Here is a 17,423-nt window from a genome sequence, read left to right as displayed (position 1 = left end):
ATGACTGCAAATAATGAAAAACCTGAGCTCATTCCGATTGACTCAGGTTTTTCGGTTTTATACAAAGACAAGTACTTATATTCAAAACGTTCACCGCAAAAAAATATTCTACAATTAATTTCTTCTATTGTAATTCAAAATGAAACATTGGTTCTTTGTGTATCTCCGGTTTTGGGATACGGATTAAAAGAGCTTTTAGAAAAACTCCCGCCGGATTCTTTTGCCATCGGTTTGGAAGCTGATGAAGATCTGTTGAAGCTTTCAAAAAACAAAATCGATAAAAATATTTTAGAGAACTCTAAATTTTTATATACGGGCACGGATTCGGTAAATATCTTATTAAACCGGCTTGATGATTTTATTAAAGGAAAAAAAATTAGACGCGTTATAAGAATAGATTTTTCGGGAGGAGCGGCTTTAAATCAATCCTTTTATTCTCAAGCCTTTGATTTTATCTCTCAATATATTTCGCAAATATGGATTAACCGATTAACTTTAATTCAATTCGGCAGAAATTATGCCCGTAATTTTTTTAAAAACTATTATTCGATCTTACGCTCTATTGTAAAGAGTCCCGATAAAACTTCGGCTTTAAATATAAATTCTTGTTTCGGTTCTTTAATTGAAAAATCGGTTAATAAACCTATTATTGTAATAGGAGCCGGGCCATCTCTTGATTCTTCTGTCGAGTTTATAAAAGAAAACAGGGATAGGCTTTTTGTTCTTGCTGTCGATGCTGCTTTTGCAGGGCTTTATCCCGAAATAAGACCTGACGCTGTTGTTTTGCTTGAGTCGCAATATTGGATTCAAAAAGCCTTTATCGGTATTACGGATTTAGATATTCCCATTATTGCCGATTTGACATCGAATCCTTCTTTGCTTGTAAAGCTAAATGGAAATAAGGCTTTTTTCTTTACCGATTATTCCGGCCAAGATTACGCGGCAAGTTCTTTTTTTTCCGTTTTAAAAGAAAAGAATATTTTACCTTTAAGATTTGAAGCTATGGGCTCGGTGGGGCTTGCTGCCTTAGCTCTTGCCGAAAGATTGGCTTTTGACGGCCTTCCTATTTTTCATACAGGTTTGGATTTTTCGTGGGGGCAGGGCTTCAGTCATTCAAAATTAAGCTATCAAGTTAAAAATGTATTTTCGGATATTTCCAAAATAAAAAGTCTTTACACGGGAGAATCTTTGTTTCCGAATAAGCTTAGTTTTGAAAAGGGCAAAGACGGCAGTCTTGTTTTTACTTCTCCTAATTTAAAAAATTACGGAGAGCTTTATAAAAAACTTTTTGCTTCTAAAGAAAACTTTTTTGATATAGGACAATCAGGTTTGGAACTAAATTCAAAAAAAATACATTTTGATACGGCAAAAAAAATCATAGACGATTTTTATTCGTGCGGAGGGGTTATTGATTTAAATTATGAAGCATCTTGTTCTATAAATAAAAATAATGATAAAAAAAATTTTATATGCTATGATTATGCAGATAAAGAAAAAGTTATAAAAGATTTTTTAATTTCCGAAAAAGAAAAGCTTCTTAGGCTTAAAAATATTTTTATCGGAAAAATAGTTTCTTCTGATGGAGAAATTAAAACTCTTCTTTTGTCTATGCCTTATCTATATCTTCATTTCCCGGATTATAATTCCTTATCCGAAACTATCTTGGATAAACATTTTTTATCCCGTGTAAGAATTGAGATAGAATATTTTTTAAAAATACATCTGATAAATGAAAATTTTATCAATTAAGAAAATACTACAGTTTTAGTAAAATTCATATCGTATAAATTTTTTGTAATGCGGCTATTCATTTCATATGCCCATTGAATTTTTTCTTTTGCTTCATTTATCCAGTTATTGTTTTTTCCTATTTTGATGGAGTCCGTTAAGTACTTAATAGCCTGATAAAGAGCTTGAGATATTTCAACTACTATTTCATCACCGAAGCCTTCCGACAGAGGATGTGCGCAAAGATAATCCCGTGACCAAAAAATTTTATCTAATCCCATTTTATATAAAAAAAGAGACTTGTCCGAAATGTGTTCGGCTTTTTTATCTCTGTTAATAAACCTATATTTTCCATTTACTTTCATTTTTTCATATTCATCACTTATTATTTTAGATTCTGCCTTGGAGTTTGTTTTTATATTTGAATACACATGGTTTAAAATCATCATGTATTTATCATATTGGGTTTTATTGTTTGTATACATATCGGGATGATATTTTTTTACAAGAGTATAATATTCTTTTTTTATTTCTTCTTTTGAAATACTTTGTGCTATTATAATAAAATTTTTTATATCATTATTAAAACTATCTTGTGCTATCATAAGAATAATTATAATAGAGGATATGTAAATAGTCAACTGGAAATTTAAGAACTTTTGTCCTCTTGATAGTATTTTGCTTGTGCATTCCAAAGTTCATAGTACTTGCCGTTTATATCGGAAACGAGCTCGTTATGATTTCCGTATTGAACAAGACTGCCTTCATCCATAACGGCAATTTTATCGCAGAATTTACAAGATGAAAGCCGGTGCGAAATATAGATTGCAGTATTTTTTGAAGTTATATTATCAAAATGAGAATAAATCTCTGCTTCCGAAATAGGATCGAGGGCTGCCGTAGGTTCATCCAAAATAAAGATTTTGCCTCCGTGATAAATTGCGCGTGCCATTGCAATTTTTTGAGCTTCTCCGCCGGAGGCTTCAATTCCGCCTATGTCAAAGTTTTGATATAGATAGGCTTCGGCTCCATGCTTTTTATAAAAAGCTTCCATGCCCGTTTTTGAAAGAGCATCGGCAACCTTTTTTTCGTCATAAGAACTTGAGGCGGAAACATTCTCGCCTAATTTAAGAGACAGTAATTTAAAGTCTTGAAAGACAACCGAGAACACATCTATGTACTCATCATAATCATATTCTTTTATGTTTACTCCGTTTAAAAGTATTTCTCCTTCAGTCGGCTCGTAAAGTCTTACAAGTAATTTGATAAGAGTGGTTTTTCCCGATCCGTTTTTACCAACCATTGCAAGTTTTTGACTTGAATCTATTTTTAGGTTTATATTTTTAAGAGCATATTTATCTCGGTCGGGATATTTAAAACTTATATTTTTTAATTCAAATACGATTGGCTCGTCTTTGTTTATGGAAAGTTTTCCTGAGTATTTTTTTTCGTCTATGTCGAGGAAGTTTAATAATTTTTTACGGGATTTATCTGAAGCAACAAGAGTAGTTAATCCGTCCATAGCTTCAGATACTTGAGCCGAAAAAACATTTATAGCTCCTATGAAAAAAAAGACTTCACTCAAGGCAATGGAACCGTAAACGGCTTTTAAACCTACAAATAAAAAAACTAAAAGCAAAAGAGATCCTTCGAGGAGTTTAGCTGACCCTATAGTACGGGAAAAAAACTTTGCCATAAAATCATGAGTACTTTTTTGCATTGCAAGATAGGTGCCTGTATACTTTTCGGCTAAGGCCTTATCATATAATCTAATATCCTTTCCTGTTCTATAATCATAAATTAAATTCATATAAGATTTTAGATAACGGGCATTTGTTTTGACTTCTTCCGAAATATGTTCTCCGAATTTTTTATAAATATATTTTGACAAATAAAAAGAAATTATATTAAAGGCAATCAAAAGAATTAAAAAGGCTGAATTTATAAATGCTCCTGAAAGCCCCATAAAGCCTTGGGGAGTAAAAAGGCCTATAAAAAAATATAGGGCGATGCCTGCTCCTATAAATCCGGCTATACAGGTGCCTGTGTTTTTTATAAAATCACCATGAGAAAAAACTATAAAGCGTTCAAATTGCTTGATTGAATTTAAATCGTTTTGAAATTCGTTTTGTTCGGTAAGTTCAAAATTTAATCTTAAAACTTTAAGAGCTTTTTCCATAGTATGTTTTTTAGAAAAACATTTATAATGGTACATAAAACGTTTGTCCAATATTCCTGAAATTATCGATAAAACCATAAATGCCGCTAAAAGAATAATGGTCAATCTTAAAACTTCACTCGGTAATCTTTGTGATGTTACTGTTTCAATAATTATCTTGGATAAATAAAGGAGGCAAAAAGGCCGTATGGCCTCTATTATATTAAAAAAGATGCTGTTCCACATTAGCCCCCTTTCTATTTTTTCAACATAAAAAAACATTCTAAAAAATCTTTTAAGCCTCTTCATTTTCATCTCCTTGTTATGGTCTCTAAAAACTTCAATTTTTAGAGGGCTTCCTTAAATTTATTTGCGATGTTTTTAATAAGTTAAAGACTTATTAAAAACTCGTCAGGCAAGTCTAAAAATCTAACAAAGTTTTTAGGCTTGCCTATAATACTTACTTTGAACATCATACATGTTTCTGTATGTTTTATTTTGATTCATAAGTTCATTATGAGTGCCTTCTTCTATTATTTTTCCGTGTTCTAGTAAAATAATCCTGTCACAAAATTTTGTAGATGCGAGTCTGTGCGAAATAAAAATAGAAGTTTTTTCTTTACTCATCGCGTCATACTCTTCATATATTCTACTTTCCGCGATCGGGTCAAGGGCGGCTGTCGGTTCATCCAGAATATTTATTTTTGCATTTTTATAAAGAGCTCTGGCAAGCAGCATTCTTTGATTTTGCCCGCCCGATAAATCGATTGCTTCATCATTGCTTTCCTTTACTAAAATAGTTTGGCTGCCATTCGGGAGATTTGAAACCATTTCATTTAAACCGCTAGAAGTAATTGCATCTTTTAATTTTTTTTCATTGATATTTTCCGTTCCGGCAATATTGGCTGCAAAAGTTTCCGGAAAAATATTTATATCCTGAAATACCGGAGAAAATAAATTATAGTATTCTTCTTTTTTAAAATCCGTGCTGCTTTTTCCGTCAATTAAAACGGAGCCCTCGGTGGGTTCTAAAAGTCCCATTAAAAGATGCATAAGAGTTGTTTTTCCCGCTCCATTGATACCGACAAGAGCAAGTTTTTCTCCGGCATCAATTTTTAAATTAAAGTCTTTAAAAATCCATGCTGCGTTTTCCGAATATCTAAAGGAAAGATTTTTAAATTCGATTGAAGGTTTTTCGCTCGTATCATTTACGGTAAGCTCTCCGCCTGTTTTTTCATCGGGAGTGTTTAAAAAAATTCTTATTTGACTTAATTCGCTGTTAAATATAATCAGGTTACTTATCTGAAGAACAATAGCGTCCATCCATTTTGAGAATTCCATAACCAAGCCTATAAGAAAAACGAATTGAGAAACGGCAATGGTTCCGGCGTTTAATTGATAAATTAAGTAAATATAGGCAAAAACATCTCTTATAAAAATCATTAAGGCATTTAGAATTTTTCCTCCTGCCTGTACATTCGATTCTGCTCTCAAAAATTTTTTTACTCGTCCGTGATAGTGTTCAAAGTTTTCGATCAGCCAATCTTTCATTTTATAAAGGCGGATGTCTTTTGCAAAGCGTCTGTCTTCCGACGTTGTAAGAATGTAGCTCTCTTTTTTTTCGTCATCACCGCGGTCTTCCATGTTTTTTTGTGTATATTTTCCCGTATAGATTCCGTACAGTAAATTTACGGTTCCTGAAGCCAAGACGATAAATAGAAGAATTAAGTCGATGCTTATAATACCTGAACTGAAGAAAAAAGCTCCTACAACTGCGGTTAAAAGAAAGGATAAATTAAGTCCGAAAAAATGAAAGGGGCCGCCCGAGCTTCCCGTCATGACTATGTTTTTTACCTTGGTTATTTTTGTTTGCACTTCGGGAGAAATAAGGGTTTGATAGTTAAGCTCAAACATTTTTTTATTTACAGGTACCGAATAAATATGGAATAAAGGACGGGAGCCTAGAGCCATCAACTTTGTTTCAAGCACCTGTATGATAATTTTACAGGCCGTTATCAAAATACCTGCCGTCAAAATGGAAAGTAAAATAGGCTTAGCCTCTGCTCCGGTTTCAATACCCACTATAATTGTTTTAGGGATAAGAATGGTTTGATAAATCATAAAAATACGGATAGGTACCGAAACAATCATAAAGAAAATGCCTGCCGGAAATGTTTTTAACCAAACTCCTAAATAATAGAAAATATTGTTAAAAATGTTTAATTTTGTATCGTTTTTTTCCATAATTTCCTCTCTAAACTTAAGGTTTAAATATGTAAGACTATTCTAACATAGGATTGAAAATCGGTCAAGGGTTTTAACATAGTTTCAATCTTTTACGCCTACTTGAAGTCTTTTCAAATTGAATGTATAGTAATTATTAATATATTGAGTATGTTTCCCAATAAATTTTTATTTTGAGAGAGAGTATGAGTCAAACTTGTAATCATGAATGTGAAGGTTGTAATTTAACCTGTAATGAAAGAACTGCTGCGCCGAACAGTTTTATTGAGAGTCCGAATAAACTCAGCAGTATTAAAAAAGTTATCGCAATTATAAGCGGTAAGGGCGGAGTAGGGAAATCTCTTATTACTTCCTTATCTGCGGTACAATCCCAAAAAAAAGGTTATCAATGTGCTATCCTTGATGCCGATATTACAGGTCCGTCCATTCCTAAAGCTTTCGGAATATCCGGGACTGTTGTCGGAAACGATTCGGGGATTTTTCCTGCAAAGACTAAAACCGGAATTGATATTATGTCGGTTAATTTGCTTCTTGAAAATGAAACCGATCCTGTCATATGGAGAGGTCCTGTAATTGCCGGCACTGTAAAACAATTTTGGACGGACGTTATTTGGAAGGATATTGATTTTATGTTTATCGATATGCCTCCCGGAACCGGCGATGTGCCTCTCACCGTTTTTCAATCCATACCTGTAGACGGTATTATTGTGGCGACTTCTCCTCAGGAACTCGTTTCAATGATAGTTGCCAAGGCTGTCAATATGGCAAAAAAGATGAACATACCAATAATCGGTTTGGTTGAAAACTTTTCGTATTTTACTTGTCCCGATAACGGAAAAGATTATCATATTTTCGGAGAAAGCGGCATTGATGAAATAGCCTTAGAATATGGTATTCCGGTTCTTGCAAAACTTCCTATTGATCCTGAAATTGCAAAGGCTTGCGATAAAGGCAAAATAGAAAACATTGATGCACCATGGTTCAATCCTATTGTTGAATGTATTGCAAAACTTTAATTAAATAGGAATGTTTATTTTAAGGAAAGCACATGGCAAAAAAGAAAACAGGAGACCTTGCTCACCGCTGCAGCAAATGCGGTTACACTCAAGCCCGCTGGCTCGGCCGATGTCCCGAATGCGGCGAATGGAATACTTTTGAAGAAGTTATAATCAATCAAGATTATTCCGCAGCCGAAAGGAGCATTGCAGAAAAATTTGTAAAAGAAGCTCATTCCGTTCCTCTTGATGCTATTGAAGCAAATGATGCCGTCCGCCTTTCTACGGGGATTGCGGAATTTGACAGGGTGCTGGGCGGAGGTGCCGTAAAGCGTTCGGCAATTTTAATCGGAGGAGATCCGGGCATAGGAAAATCGACACTGCTCTTACAAGCCGCTTCGGCCTCTTCTTCGGGCTCCGTAAAAAAAGTTCTGTATGTTTCGGGAGAAGAATCGGGCGGGCAAATCCGTTCCCGTGCCGACAGGCTGAATCTTCCTTTAAAAAATATTGAACTTTTATGCACTTGCAGGTTGGAAGATGTAGAGAGAGTTTTAAACAAGGTAAATCCAGTTTTTGTCATAATCGATTCCATTCAAACTATGTATTCCGCAGATGCCGGAGCCGTTCCGGGAACTATAAATCAGTTAAAGCTATGTGCTCATGAGCTTGTATCTTGGGTTAAAGAGAGGGACAGCGTTTTATTTTTAACTGCCCATGTAACAAAGGACGGAAACATAGCGGGGCCTAAGGTTCTCGAACACCTTGTGGACACGGTCATTTCCTTTGAGAGAACAGAAGACGATGTGCGTTTTTTACGTGCCCTAAAAAACCGCTTCGGCTCGGTTGACGAGCTTGGAATTTTCTCCATGGATGAAAGCGGTTTAAAAGCCATAGATGACCCGTCTTCATTATTTATTACCAATAGGACAGGCCCTCTGCCTGCAGGTTCCGCTGCCGTTCCCGTCTGCGAGGGGAGCCGTGTTTTTATGGTAGAAATACAGGCTCTTACGGTTCCTGCCAAGGGTGCGGTTACAAGGGTTTTTTCGGACAAGATAGATTCCGCCCGCGTCAGCCGCATCGCCGCCGTTTTGGAAAAAAGAATAGGCTTACAATTTTCGGATCAGGATATTTATGTAAACGTTGCAGGAGGCATAAGGCTTAAAGAACCCGCCGCCGACCTCGCCATAGCACTTGCTCTTTATTCCGCTCGTGCAAATATTTCTGCCCAAAAAGAAGGAGCCTACATTGGCGAGTTAAGCCTCGCAGGAGAAATCCGAAGCGTCAAAAAATTAAAGCAAAGAATCAAAACCGCCCAAAGCATGGGCTTTACAAAAGTCGTGTCGCCTCCTCCTTCCGATTCCGAAGCCGGAGACATAAACACATCACAGCTTTTTAAGGCGGAAGATTTAAGCTCGGCAATAAAGAAGGTGTTTGGGTGATTTTGATTTTTTCCCCAAAATAATGTATAATGGGTTTAGGAGGGTTTAATACTTATGAAATTATTGATTATTTCGGACGGGCATGGGGATCTTGAAAAACTAAAAAGGATAAAACCTGTTGCCGATGGGGTTGATGCCCTTATTTTTGGAGGGGACTTTGCTGCTTTTAAAAAGATTGAAACGGGGGCTCCTTTTCTAAACGAGCTTTTAAAGATTCATAAAAATATTTTTGCCGTGTTGGGGAATTGCGATGCTCCGGACTTTGAAAAAAAATTAAAAGATGCCGGTGTTTCGATTACGGGTGAGGTAAAAAATTTTGAAGGGCTTATCTTTGCAGGTTCAGGGGGCGGGAGCAAATTTACAGGTACTACGCCCTATGAAAGAACCGATGAAGAGCTTGTAAAAGACTTGACTGATGCCTTTGAAAAAGCAAATATTACCGAAGCCGGTAACTTGGTTTTGGTTTGTCATAATCCTCCGCATGGGGCTAAGGTCGATAAGGTGGCTCCCATGGTTCATGTGGGCTCAAAGGGTATCACTGCCTTTATCGAAAAACATAAGCCGCTTTTGGTTGTGTCGGGGCATATTCACGAGTCCTTTGCGGTCGATAAAATCGGAGAAACCGTTTTGGTAAACCCTGGTGCCCTTATGGAAGGCCGTTATGCTCTTGCCGAGATTGTAAAAAACGAAAAGGGCTTTGAAGTTTCTGTAGAATTAAAAACCTTGGATTAAGGCTTTTCGATTATAAGAAGGTGCCTTTCTTTTTTTAAAAAAGGAACATCAAGTTTTTCTATTTTATAGTTTAGGCCTTCTTTTTTGACAAGCTCCGTTTCTTCGTTTATTTTTTCTTTTGCGGCCTTGTATAAAAATAATTTACCCTTAGGCTTTGCAAGATTTAAAAGGGTGTTTAGGATGTGCTTATCCAAAGTGCGGAAAGCTCTGCAAGTTACAATATCAAATTTATTTTGAGGGGCCTTTTCGGCTTCGCTTTCGATAATCTCGGTGTTATTTAATTGGAGAACGGCCTTGATGTTTTCTAAAAATGTGCATCGCTTTTGCATTCTTTCGATTAAAGAAAGTTTTACATCTAAATTGCCTAAAGAAATAAAGAGAGCTGCAAGGGGAATCCCGGGAAAGCCGGCTCCGGTTCCGGCATCGGCAATGTAAAAAGGCTCTTTTGTAATGAGGGCTTCATTATCATTTTTGCTTGAGGTTTTGCTTTCGGTATTTTTGTTTTCGGTATTTTGGGTTGCGTTATAAAAAAAACGCCATGCCGAAAGGGAATCTAAAATATGGGAGACGATTAATTCTTCATCGTCCTTAACCTTCACCAAGTTAAATGAGGCGTTAAACATTTTAAGTTCCCGCATATAAATGTTTAAAAGTTTAGAAAGCTTATTATGAGTCTTTTCGTTTATGCCTAATTCTTTTAAGCCCTTTAGTAGAAGACCATCTGATAAAAGGACCTTTGATAAAAGTTTATCATCTTCCATTTTTAAAGCGTTTCCTACATCATCTTATCTATTATGTTTAATTTTTTTTCGGAATAGGGATGATAGCGGAGCTTAATGTCGATGAAGTTTGATTTTTTTAAGATGCTTTTTGCATTGCTGAAAACTTTAAAGCTTTCGTCTCCGTGATATTTTCCTATGCCGCTAAAGCCGACTCCTCCGAAGGGAAGGTAATCGCTTGCCAAGTGGACTATCGTATCGTTGATACAGCCGCCCCCGAAAGAAACTTCATTGAGGAATTTCTTTTCTATATTTGAGTCGGTTGTGAAAAGATAAGAGGCTAAGGGCTTTTCGCGGGATTTAATCAGTTTAATTGCTTCTTCTATTGTTTTAAAACTTATTACGGGAAGGATTGGCCCGAAAATTTCTTCCTGCATTATTTTGGAATCAAAGGTGATATTATCCAAAACTGTGGGCTCAATAAATTTTCTGCTTTTTTCTCCTTTGCCGCCCGTGATTATTTTTTCTCCTTCAATTAAACCCATGAGGCGGTCAAAATGTTTTTCGTTTACGATGTGGGGAAGGTGCATGTCCAAATAGGTTTCCGTGGGGAAAAATTCTTTTAAAGCTTCTTTTAATTCTTCGATAAATTTTTCTTTTACCTCATCTTGAATTAAAAGATAATCGGGGGCTACGCAGGTTTGTCCGGCGTTAAGGTATTTTCCGAAAGCTATTCGGCGGGCTGCAACTTTTAAGTTTGCAGATTTTTCGACTACGCAGGGAGATTTTCCGCCGAGCTCCAAGGTTACGGGGGTTACATATTTGGCAGCCGCTTCCATTATGAGCTTGCCGACAGTTGTTCCGCCTGTAAAAAAGATGTAGTCAAAACGCTGCTCCAAAAGTTTTGAGTTTTCTTCCCTCCCTCCGGTAATTATCGATATATATTCCGGCGGAAAGTTTTCGGAGATTATTTTTTTTATAACCTCCGATGTTGCAGGCGAATAATTTGAGGGCTTTACAACGGCGCAGTTCCCTGCAGCAATGGCACCTACCAATGGAGCGAGGGTTAAATTTAAAGGATAGTTCCATGGCGACATAATGAGCACGGTGCCGAAGGGCTCATACATTATTTTGCTTGAGCTTTTAAAATGAGCAATCGAGGTTGGAACCCTTTTAGGTTTAATCCATTTTTTTAAGTGCTTTATTGCAAATTTAAGTTCTCCGCGTACAATAGCAAATTCCGAAAAGAAGCCTTCCATTTCGGTTTTGTGTAAGTCGGAATAAAGGGCATTTAAAAGTTCTTTTTTGTTTTGGTTTAAGACTTCCTGTAATTTTAATAATTGAGAAATCCTAAACTCATAGCTTTTTGTTTTATTTGTTCCAAAAAAAATCCTGCAATTTTTTACGATTGTTTCTATATCTTGATTCATTATGTGCTCCGGCAATGTTTTGTCGAAGCATTATACACATAAACCGAATAAAATTCAAGGCTAAAATTTTAAGCTATTTTTCCGTTTTCGATTTTTATAGCCCTGTCCGCCTCTTTTATTGTAGAAGGACGATGTGCAATCGTTATTATGGTTTTATTTTTGCGGATATTATTTAGGGCTTGCCGGAAGAGTGCTTCGCTTTCACTATCCAAATTGGAAACGGCTTCGTCCATCAGTAATATAGGAGAATTTTTTAAGACGGCACGTGCTATAGCAATTCTTTGCTTTTCTCCGCCTGAGAGCTGAACACCCCGCTCACCGACATTGGTATCGTAGCCTTGTTCCAGTCTTTTAATGAAGCCGTCAGCCATCGCAACTTTAGCAGCTTGTTTAATTTCTTCATCGCTTGCATCGGGACAGGCAAGGGAAATGTTTTCTTTTATGGTTTTATTAAAAAGATAAACATCCTGCGGTACATAGGCGATTATATCCCTCAGGGAATTTTGGTGTATGTCTTTTATGTTTTTTCCGTCAATATAAATTGCTCCGCTGTCAGGTTCGTAAAAGCGCATAAGCAAATTCGCTATTGTAGATTTTCCCGCTCCCGATTCACCCGTAAGGGCAATGCTTTCACCGGCCTTAACCGTAAAATTAACCCCGTGCAAAACTTCGGTACCTTTTTCGTAAGAAAATTTTACGTCTTTAAATTCTATGTTTCCCTTAACCGAAGATTTGTTTTGCGGAATATATGGAACCCTGTCTTTAACGGCCGGTTCTTCTTCTAATATATCCAAAATTCTTTTTGCCGCTCCATTTGAAATATTCATAGCTCCTGCCGTAACCGAAACGCTCATTATAGGCACAAAGGCAAAAAGAGAAAATATTATAACAACCGAAACCATTTCAGGTTTTAACGAGCCTGCAATTACTTCCGAATGAGCAAGTAATATTGTTGAAATTAAAACTGCGGAGGTAATTAAGTTTATTATCAAACTGTGTAAACCCTTAAATCTCCCATCCCGTATTTCTTTTTTATTTAAGCGTAAGGTATCGGCAGTAACCTTTTCAATGTATTTTTTTTCTTTGCCGAAAATTAAAATCTCACGTAAACCTTGAACCGTATCTACAGCTTCGGCATTTACCTCAGCCAAACCGTCGCGTATCTCTTCTCCGATTTTTTTTGTAATAGGATTAAAAAAATATGGAACAGCTGCGACAAGAATACAGGCGGCAAAAACGGCTGCACTTATTTTAAATGAAAGAAAACTTAATGCAGTAAGATAAAGAACAGTGCAGACAAATGCAATTATGTAAGAGCCTGCGGTGTGAGCATAAAAAACTTCGGTGGCTTCAACATCTTCGACAAACACGGAGGTAATACTTCCGCTTCTTTTTTTGCCTGTGGATTGCGGTGCTGTTTTGGAAATCGAATCATATAAAAGGTTTCTTATTTTTTCGATTACACCGTATGAGACCAAATGACATTCGTACATTTCCAAAAAAGCAAAAAGTCCTTTGCCGATAATAAAAATAATCAGCGGTATAAAAAGATAAAGTATTTTTCCTGTGCTCATTTTAAACAGAGCCGCTGAAGCTATATATGCGCCCGTTAAAACGGTGAGCAAAGCAAAAACACTGTTAAATATTCCGTAAATAATCGAAATAATAAATTCTTTTTTATAAAAGCTTATGTATTTAGACATTTTAATAAGCGGTTTATATTTTTCTTTAAACATATTAATTTTCTCCTTGTTGCGCTTCTACAAGCTTTTTGTAGTATCCGTCTTTTAAAATAAGTTCTTTGTGAGAGCCTTCTTCTACGATTTCTCCTCTGAGCAAAACCAGAATTCTATCACTGTTTTCAATTGTATTTAAGCGATGCGCAATCGTAATGCTTGTTCTGTTTCTTAACAAGTGATTAAGACTTTGTTTAATTTCATTTTCATTTTCGGTATCCACGCTGGACGTAGCTTCATCAAGAACTACAATCGGTGAGTTTTTTAAAACGGCTCTTGCAATTGCAATTCTTTGTCTTTGCCCTCCCGAAAAGTTAAGCCCTCTTTCTCCGACTTTTGTATTGTAACCTTCCGGTAAACTTTGAATAAAGGAATGAATATTTGCAGCCTTACATGCATCTATAAGCTTCTCCTCATCTGCATTTTCATTTGCATGTAAAAGATTTTCTTTTATTGTTCCGTTAAACAAATAGGTTTCTTGCGAAACTACCGTAATTAAACTGCGCAAAGATTTTAATGTCAAGTCTTTTATATCGGTACCGTTGATATAAATGCTCCCGCTTGTAGGCTCATAAAACCTTAACAATAAATTTACAATGGTAGTTTTTCCGCTTCCCGATTCTCCTGCAACTGCAAGTTTTTCATTTTTTGCAACAGTGAAATTTAAATTCTTAAAAACCGTATTCTTTTTTTCGCTGTAAGCGAATTCAATATTTTTATATTTTATTTCAAAACCATCGGCCGATTTTATGTCAATGGTTTTAGTCCCCTCATCTTTTATTTTTTCTTCTTCATCAAGTAAGGCAAAAATTCCGCCCATAGAGGTTATGCCCATAAAACCTTGATGAAAGTATGCCGCCAATTCGTTTGCAGGTCTAAAAACTTCGTTGGTCATAAAAAGCAAAATAAGTAATGAGGATGCGGGAATTATATGCATAGAAGTTAATAGTGCTGCTACGGCAAGGGTAAAACTTGTACCGATACCGGAAGCAAAATTGGAAATACCTATTTCGGCTAGGTTTACTTTTAAGTTGCGCATAGTTTCAGAAAAAAGTGTTCTCATTTTTTCTTTTAATAATTTTCCGAGCCTTTCTTGTGCATTATACGTCTTTGCCGTTGTAATCCCTTGAATGCCGTCTAAAATTTCTGCAGTTAAATTTCTATAAGCCGCCCAATGGGCATTGGAAGATTCCGATAGTATCTTCCCGAAAGCAACGGGAGAAATCAATACGGCGATTAAGGCTGCCGTCGATATTATGCCTAAAACATAATGCAGCGAAAAAACATAAATGAGCATTGCACCGCATGCAATTACACACACAAGTATTTGCGGAATGTATAGCGTTAAATACCCTTCTAAATAGTCTACTCCGCTTACCATTGTTGAACCTAATTTACCTGTTCTTTCATCATCTAAAAATGCAGGTCCCAGTTTTAACAGTTTATCGTAAATGCGGCGCCTTAAAATGTTTTTTACCTTGCCGATAATTTTTTTGCCGTAAACTGAATTGTAATATATTAAAATAAGGCGGGATGCTATGATTGCCGATATGTATAAGATACTTTGTATTACCACGGATAATTCTTCTTTGGAATAAAGTTGTCCCACTATTTTCCCCAACAAGACAGCTTGAGCTACATAAGTTCCCGATACGGCAACACCCAATAGGGCTTTAAACAAAATGCTGCATTTAATACCTTTTGTCAATTCGATAACTCTTCTGTTAAGCATCATAATTGTTTATCTCCACTTTCGTTTTATAAAGTTAGTATTAGCTAACTATACTGAATTATGATAAATTTTTCTACTCTATTTTAATTGAAAATAATCCAAAATGATATTTTTATTTAGTTATTGTAGGTTTTTCTCCATTTCTGTATTGGATTGGGCTGATGCCGTAAACGGATTTAAATGCATCAGAAAATTTACTTGCATTTAAGTATCCGCAATTTATAGCTATATCGGTAATTTTTCTATCGGTAGAGGAAATATAAAATGCTGCAATTTTTAATCGATATTTTTTTAAATATGAGTAAGGGCTTTCTCCGTAAATTTGCTTAAATAATTTTTGAAAAATAGTGTAGCTTAAATCTTCATTTTTAACCATCTTTTTAAAAGATATATTTTTATCTATATTATTAACGGCATATTCATGAATTTTTTTTACCTTATTGATGTGATAACCCGAATAAAATTCTTCTTTTCGGTATTCTTCCGTATTGATTACACTTAAAAGATATAGAATTTCGAATAATTTAATTTGAAAGTACTCTATATGTTTCAAGCTTTGTTTTTCATACAGTGTATTCATTATATAAGAGATCTCGGAATTAATTTTTATTTTATACCATCCGTCCTGCAAATCTAAATTTTTGCATATTTTTTCAACATCTATATTAAATAATTGAGCAGTATTTTTGAAATTAGAATTTATTTTATCAAGAAAGAATAGTATACTTATACCCTTATAAAACTTCAACGGAAAAAAGCTTTTTGATAATGCAAGTTTTTCATAATTTATAGCTGTTTCTTTTTCTCCTAAATACGAAAAAGTTTGATTTTCAAATTGACCTTCCATAATCCCTTGAAAGCAGTAATCGATTCTAAAAACATTCCTAGGCTCTCCTTTTAAGCTATATGATTTCTCGGTATAAGTGTCGTATATTTCCAGATGTATCCCCTCATATAACTTTATTATAATGGTATCGTCTTTTGTTTTTTCTTTCATATAAAATGAGTTTAATATTTTCTATTCAGCTTGTCTAGTCTTTTTTGTAGGTTTAGCTTAACTGCAAATTTACAAAAAAACCTGCTAATGCCTTTTAAACATTAACAGGTTTATCTAAAGTAGATTTTAATAGTATAAATTTTGATTAGAATTTAACCGATAGGGCAAATTTTATATTGTGGACAACGAGTTTGTTTACAGTATTCCAAAAATTGGTACCATCACCCTCGCTTAGGTTTGTACTAAAGGTATTAAGCAAATTATTGACAATATTCCAGTTTGCATCAAAGATTACATTCTCGGTTATAAGCCAAGTAAATCCCGAATCTGCACTGAACTTTCCATCAGCAGTATTAAATGTAAACGTGTTTCCATTATCGGTTTGTGTAACATTACCTGATGCATCGCGCGTTTCTGTCTTGGTAAAATTCCAGTCAACTGATGGAACATTAAAGCCTAAGCCGAAGTTAAGCTTAAACTTCGATACGGGGGCATAGACAAAAGCCGCCTTTAATTCAGGATACAGACTTAATGTTGTTTTGTATGTCCTGAGGGGCTTATATGTCTTTGCCTCGCCTCCGCCTGAGGTAACAGTACGTGTATAGTCATACTCGTTCTCAAAGCCAAATCCTATTCCTAAACCGGCCTCGGCTTTAAAGGCAAATTTACCTTCGGGTTCATAGGCAATTTGGTACTTAGGGGTAAGTGTAATTACATCCCTTAGGTCACCATATTGATACGTTGTGGTTGTGATGCCGCCTGCTACAGTTATACTTCTTTTTGCAGGCCATATACGCCATTTGGTGTCCAGATCGGCCAGAACTGTCTGGGTTAGGCCGTCTTTTGATGAAAAATCATGGGAAAATCCTGCGTTTATAACAAGGTCGTATTTATTCTTATCTGTAAAGCTTGTAACATTACCATTTACATTGGTCGTCTTCTTATCGACATTAGACTCAAGTCCCAACTTGGCAGAAATCTTAAAGAGCTTATTATTTGAGTTTAAATTTATACCTCCAATTAAATTAAAATCCAGGTAAAAGAGATTATCGGTTTGTTTTGTTTGTGTGGCCTCTGTCCATGTAACCTTGTTGTTGGCTTTAGGCGTATAAGACATATCCGCCATAACACCGATGTTCCCGAATCCGAAAAGAAGCTTTCCATTAGACGTATGCTGAGTGGATGTTGATGTTTCCGTATCGCCGCTCGTTTCTTTCTTACTTATCCATTCATTGACTTGACCTTCAAAGTAGGTACCTAAATAGAATGGTTTAAACTGGTGGGCAAGACCTAAGTTTATCGAGCCTATACCGGTATCGCCGTAGCCCAAAAATCCGAAGATGTTTTTAGGCTGTACATTTTGCCATTCATTTACATTCATAAAATCGTCAACATCAGTGCCGAAAAGGTTTTGAGTACTGTGTGATGTCATTGATGTTTGAGCGAAAACCAATGATGCAGCCATTAAAAGAACTGCAAAAACAAATAATTTCTTTTGTATTTTCATAATATC

13 protein-coding genes are annotated in these 17,423 nt (G+C 35.7%); 4 read left to right on the top strand and 9 right to left on the bottom strand.

Annotated elements, in window-relative coordinates:
* A complete protein-coding gene (locus tag HGJ18_RS08880; protein WP_253695921.1) occupies positions 1-1,749 on the top strand; it encodes a motility associated factor glycosyltransferase family protein in 1,749 nt (582 codons plus the stop codon).
* Here the strand turns inward: HGJ18_RS08880 and HGJ18_RS08875 are convergent.
* From HGJ18_RS08875 to HGJ18_RS08865, 3 genes are all read right to left on the bottom strand, one after another.
* A complete protein-coding gene (locus HGJ18_RS08875) occupies positions 1,746-2,333 on the bottom strand; it encodes a J domain-containing protein (protein WP_002675978.1) in 588 nt (195 codons plus the stop codon). The genes HGJ18_RS08880 and HGJ18_RS08875 overlap by 4 nt on opposite strands.
* A 44-nt stretch (positions 2,334-2,377) precedes the next feature.
* Positions 2,378-4,195 (bottom strand): ABC transporter ATP-binding protein, encoded by a 1,818-nt coding sequence (locus HGJ18_RS08870; protein WP_253695919.1) that lies wholly within the window; start codon positions 4,193-4,195, stop codon positions 2,378-2,380.
* Between the two features lie 132 nt (positions 4,196-4,327).
* Positions 4,328-6,130 carry an ABC transporter ATP-binding protein gene (locus HGJ18_RS08865; protein ID WP_253695918.1) on the bottom strand — a complete coding sequence of 601 codons (1,803 nt, stop codon included), beginning with the start codon at positions 6,128-6,130 and terminating at the stop codon, positions 4,328-4,330.
* Between the two features lie 185 nt (positions 6,131-6,315).
* On the opposite strand from HGJ18_RS08865, the gene HGJ18_RS08860 reads away from it, so the two are divergent.
* From HGJ18_RS08860 to HGJ18_RS08850, 3 genes are read left to right on the top strand one after another with little or no spacing between them, the layout of a single operon-like run.
* Positions 6,316-7,146 (top strand): Mrp/NBP35 family ATP-binding protein, encoded by an 831-nt coding sequence (locus HGJ18_RS08860; RefSeq protein WP_002680483.1) that lies wholly within the window; start codon positions 6,316-6,318, stop codon positions 7,144-7,146.
* Positions 7,147-7,178: 32 nt separating this feature from the next.
* A complete protein-coding gene (gene radA, locus HGJ18_RS08855) occupies positions 7,179-8,564 on the top strand; it encodes a DNA repair protein RadA (RefSeq protein WP_253695916.1) in 1,386 nt (461 codons plus the stop codon).
* A 54-nt stretch (positions 8,565-8,618) separates the two neighbouring features.
* Positions 8,619-9,296 (top strand): metallophosphoesterase family protein, encoded by a 678-nt coding sequence (locus HGJ18_RS08850; RefSeq protein WP_253695914.1) that lies wholly within the window; start codon positions 8,619-8,621, stop codon positions 9,294-9,296.
* On the opposite strand, the gene rsmG is transcribed toward HGJ18_RS08850, so the two are convergent.
* From rsmG to HGJ18_RS08820, 6 genes are all read right to left on the bottom strand, one after another.
* Positions 9,293-10,057 carry a 16S rRNA (guanine(527)-N(7))-methyltransferase RsmG gene (gene rsmG / locus HGJ18_RS08845; protein ID WP_253695912.1) on the bottom strand — a complete coding sequence of 255 codons (765 nt, stop codon included), beginning with the start codon at positions 10,055-10,057 and terminating at the stop codon, positions 9,293-9,295. The genes HGJ18_RS08850 and rsmG overlap by 4 nt on opposite strands.
* A gap of 14 nt (positions 10,058-10,071) precedes the next feature.
* The gene (locus tag HGJ18_RS08840) at positions 10,072-11,445 is read right to left on the bottom strand and encodes an aldehyde dehydrogenase (RefSeq protein ID WP_253695911.1); all 1,374 of its coding nucleotides are present in this window, start codon (positions 11,443-11,445) and stop codon (positions 10,072-10,074) included.
* 68 nt (positions 11,446-11,513) lie between these two features.
* The gene (cydC, locus tag HGJ18_RS08835; protein ID WP_253695909.1) at positions 11,514-13,181 is read right to left on the bottom strand and encodes a thiol reductant ABC exporter subunit CydC; all 1,668 of its coding nucleotides are present in this window, start codon (positions 13,179-13,181) and stop codon (positions 11,514-11,516) included.
* Position 13,182: 1 nt separating this feature from the next.
* Positions 13,183-14,916 carry an ABC transporter ATP-binding protein gene (locus HGJ18_RS08830; RefSeq protein ID WP_253695907.1) on the bottom strand — a complete coding sequence of 578 codons (1,734 nt, stop codon included), beginning with the start codon at positions 14,914-14,916 and terminating at the stop codon, positions 13,183-13,185.
* A gap of 109 nt (positions 14,917-15,025) precedes the next feature.
* Entirely contained in the window at positions 15,026-15,910 is an 885-nt protein-coding gene (locus HGJ18_RS08825) for a helix-turn-helix transcriptional regulator (protein ID WP_253695906.1), read from the bottom strand.
* Positions 15,911-16,055: 145 nt separating this feature from the next.
* Positions 16,056-17,417, bottom strand: coding sequence for a TDE2508 family outer membrane beta-barrel protein (locus HGJ18_RS08820; protein WP_253695905.1), 1,362 nt, complete (start codon positions 17,415-17,417; stop codon positions 16,056-16,058).
* Positions 17,418-17,423: the final 6 nt, after the last annotated feature.

It is taken from the genome of Treponema denticola (assembly GCF_024181405.1).
In the GTDB taxonomy this organism is placed as follows: Bacteria; Spirochaetota; Spirochaetia; order Treponematales; family Treponemataceae; genus Treponema_B; species Treponema_B denticola_D.
Note: the sequence above shows the minus strand (reverse complement) of the source record. Positions and strands in the feature narration are given on the sequence as shown.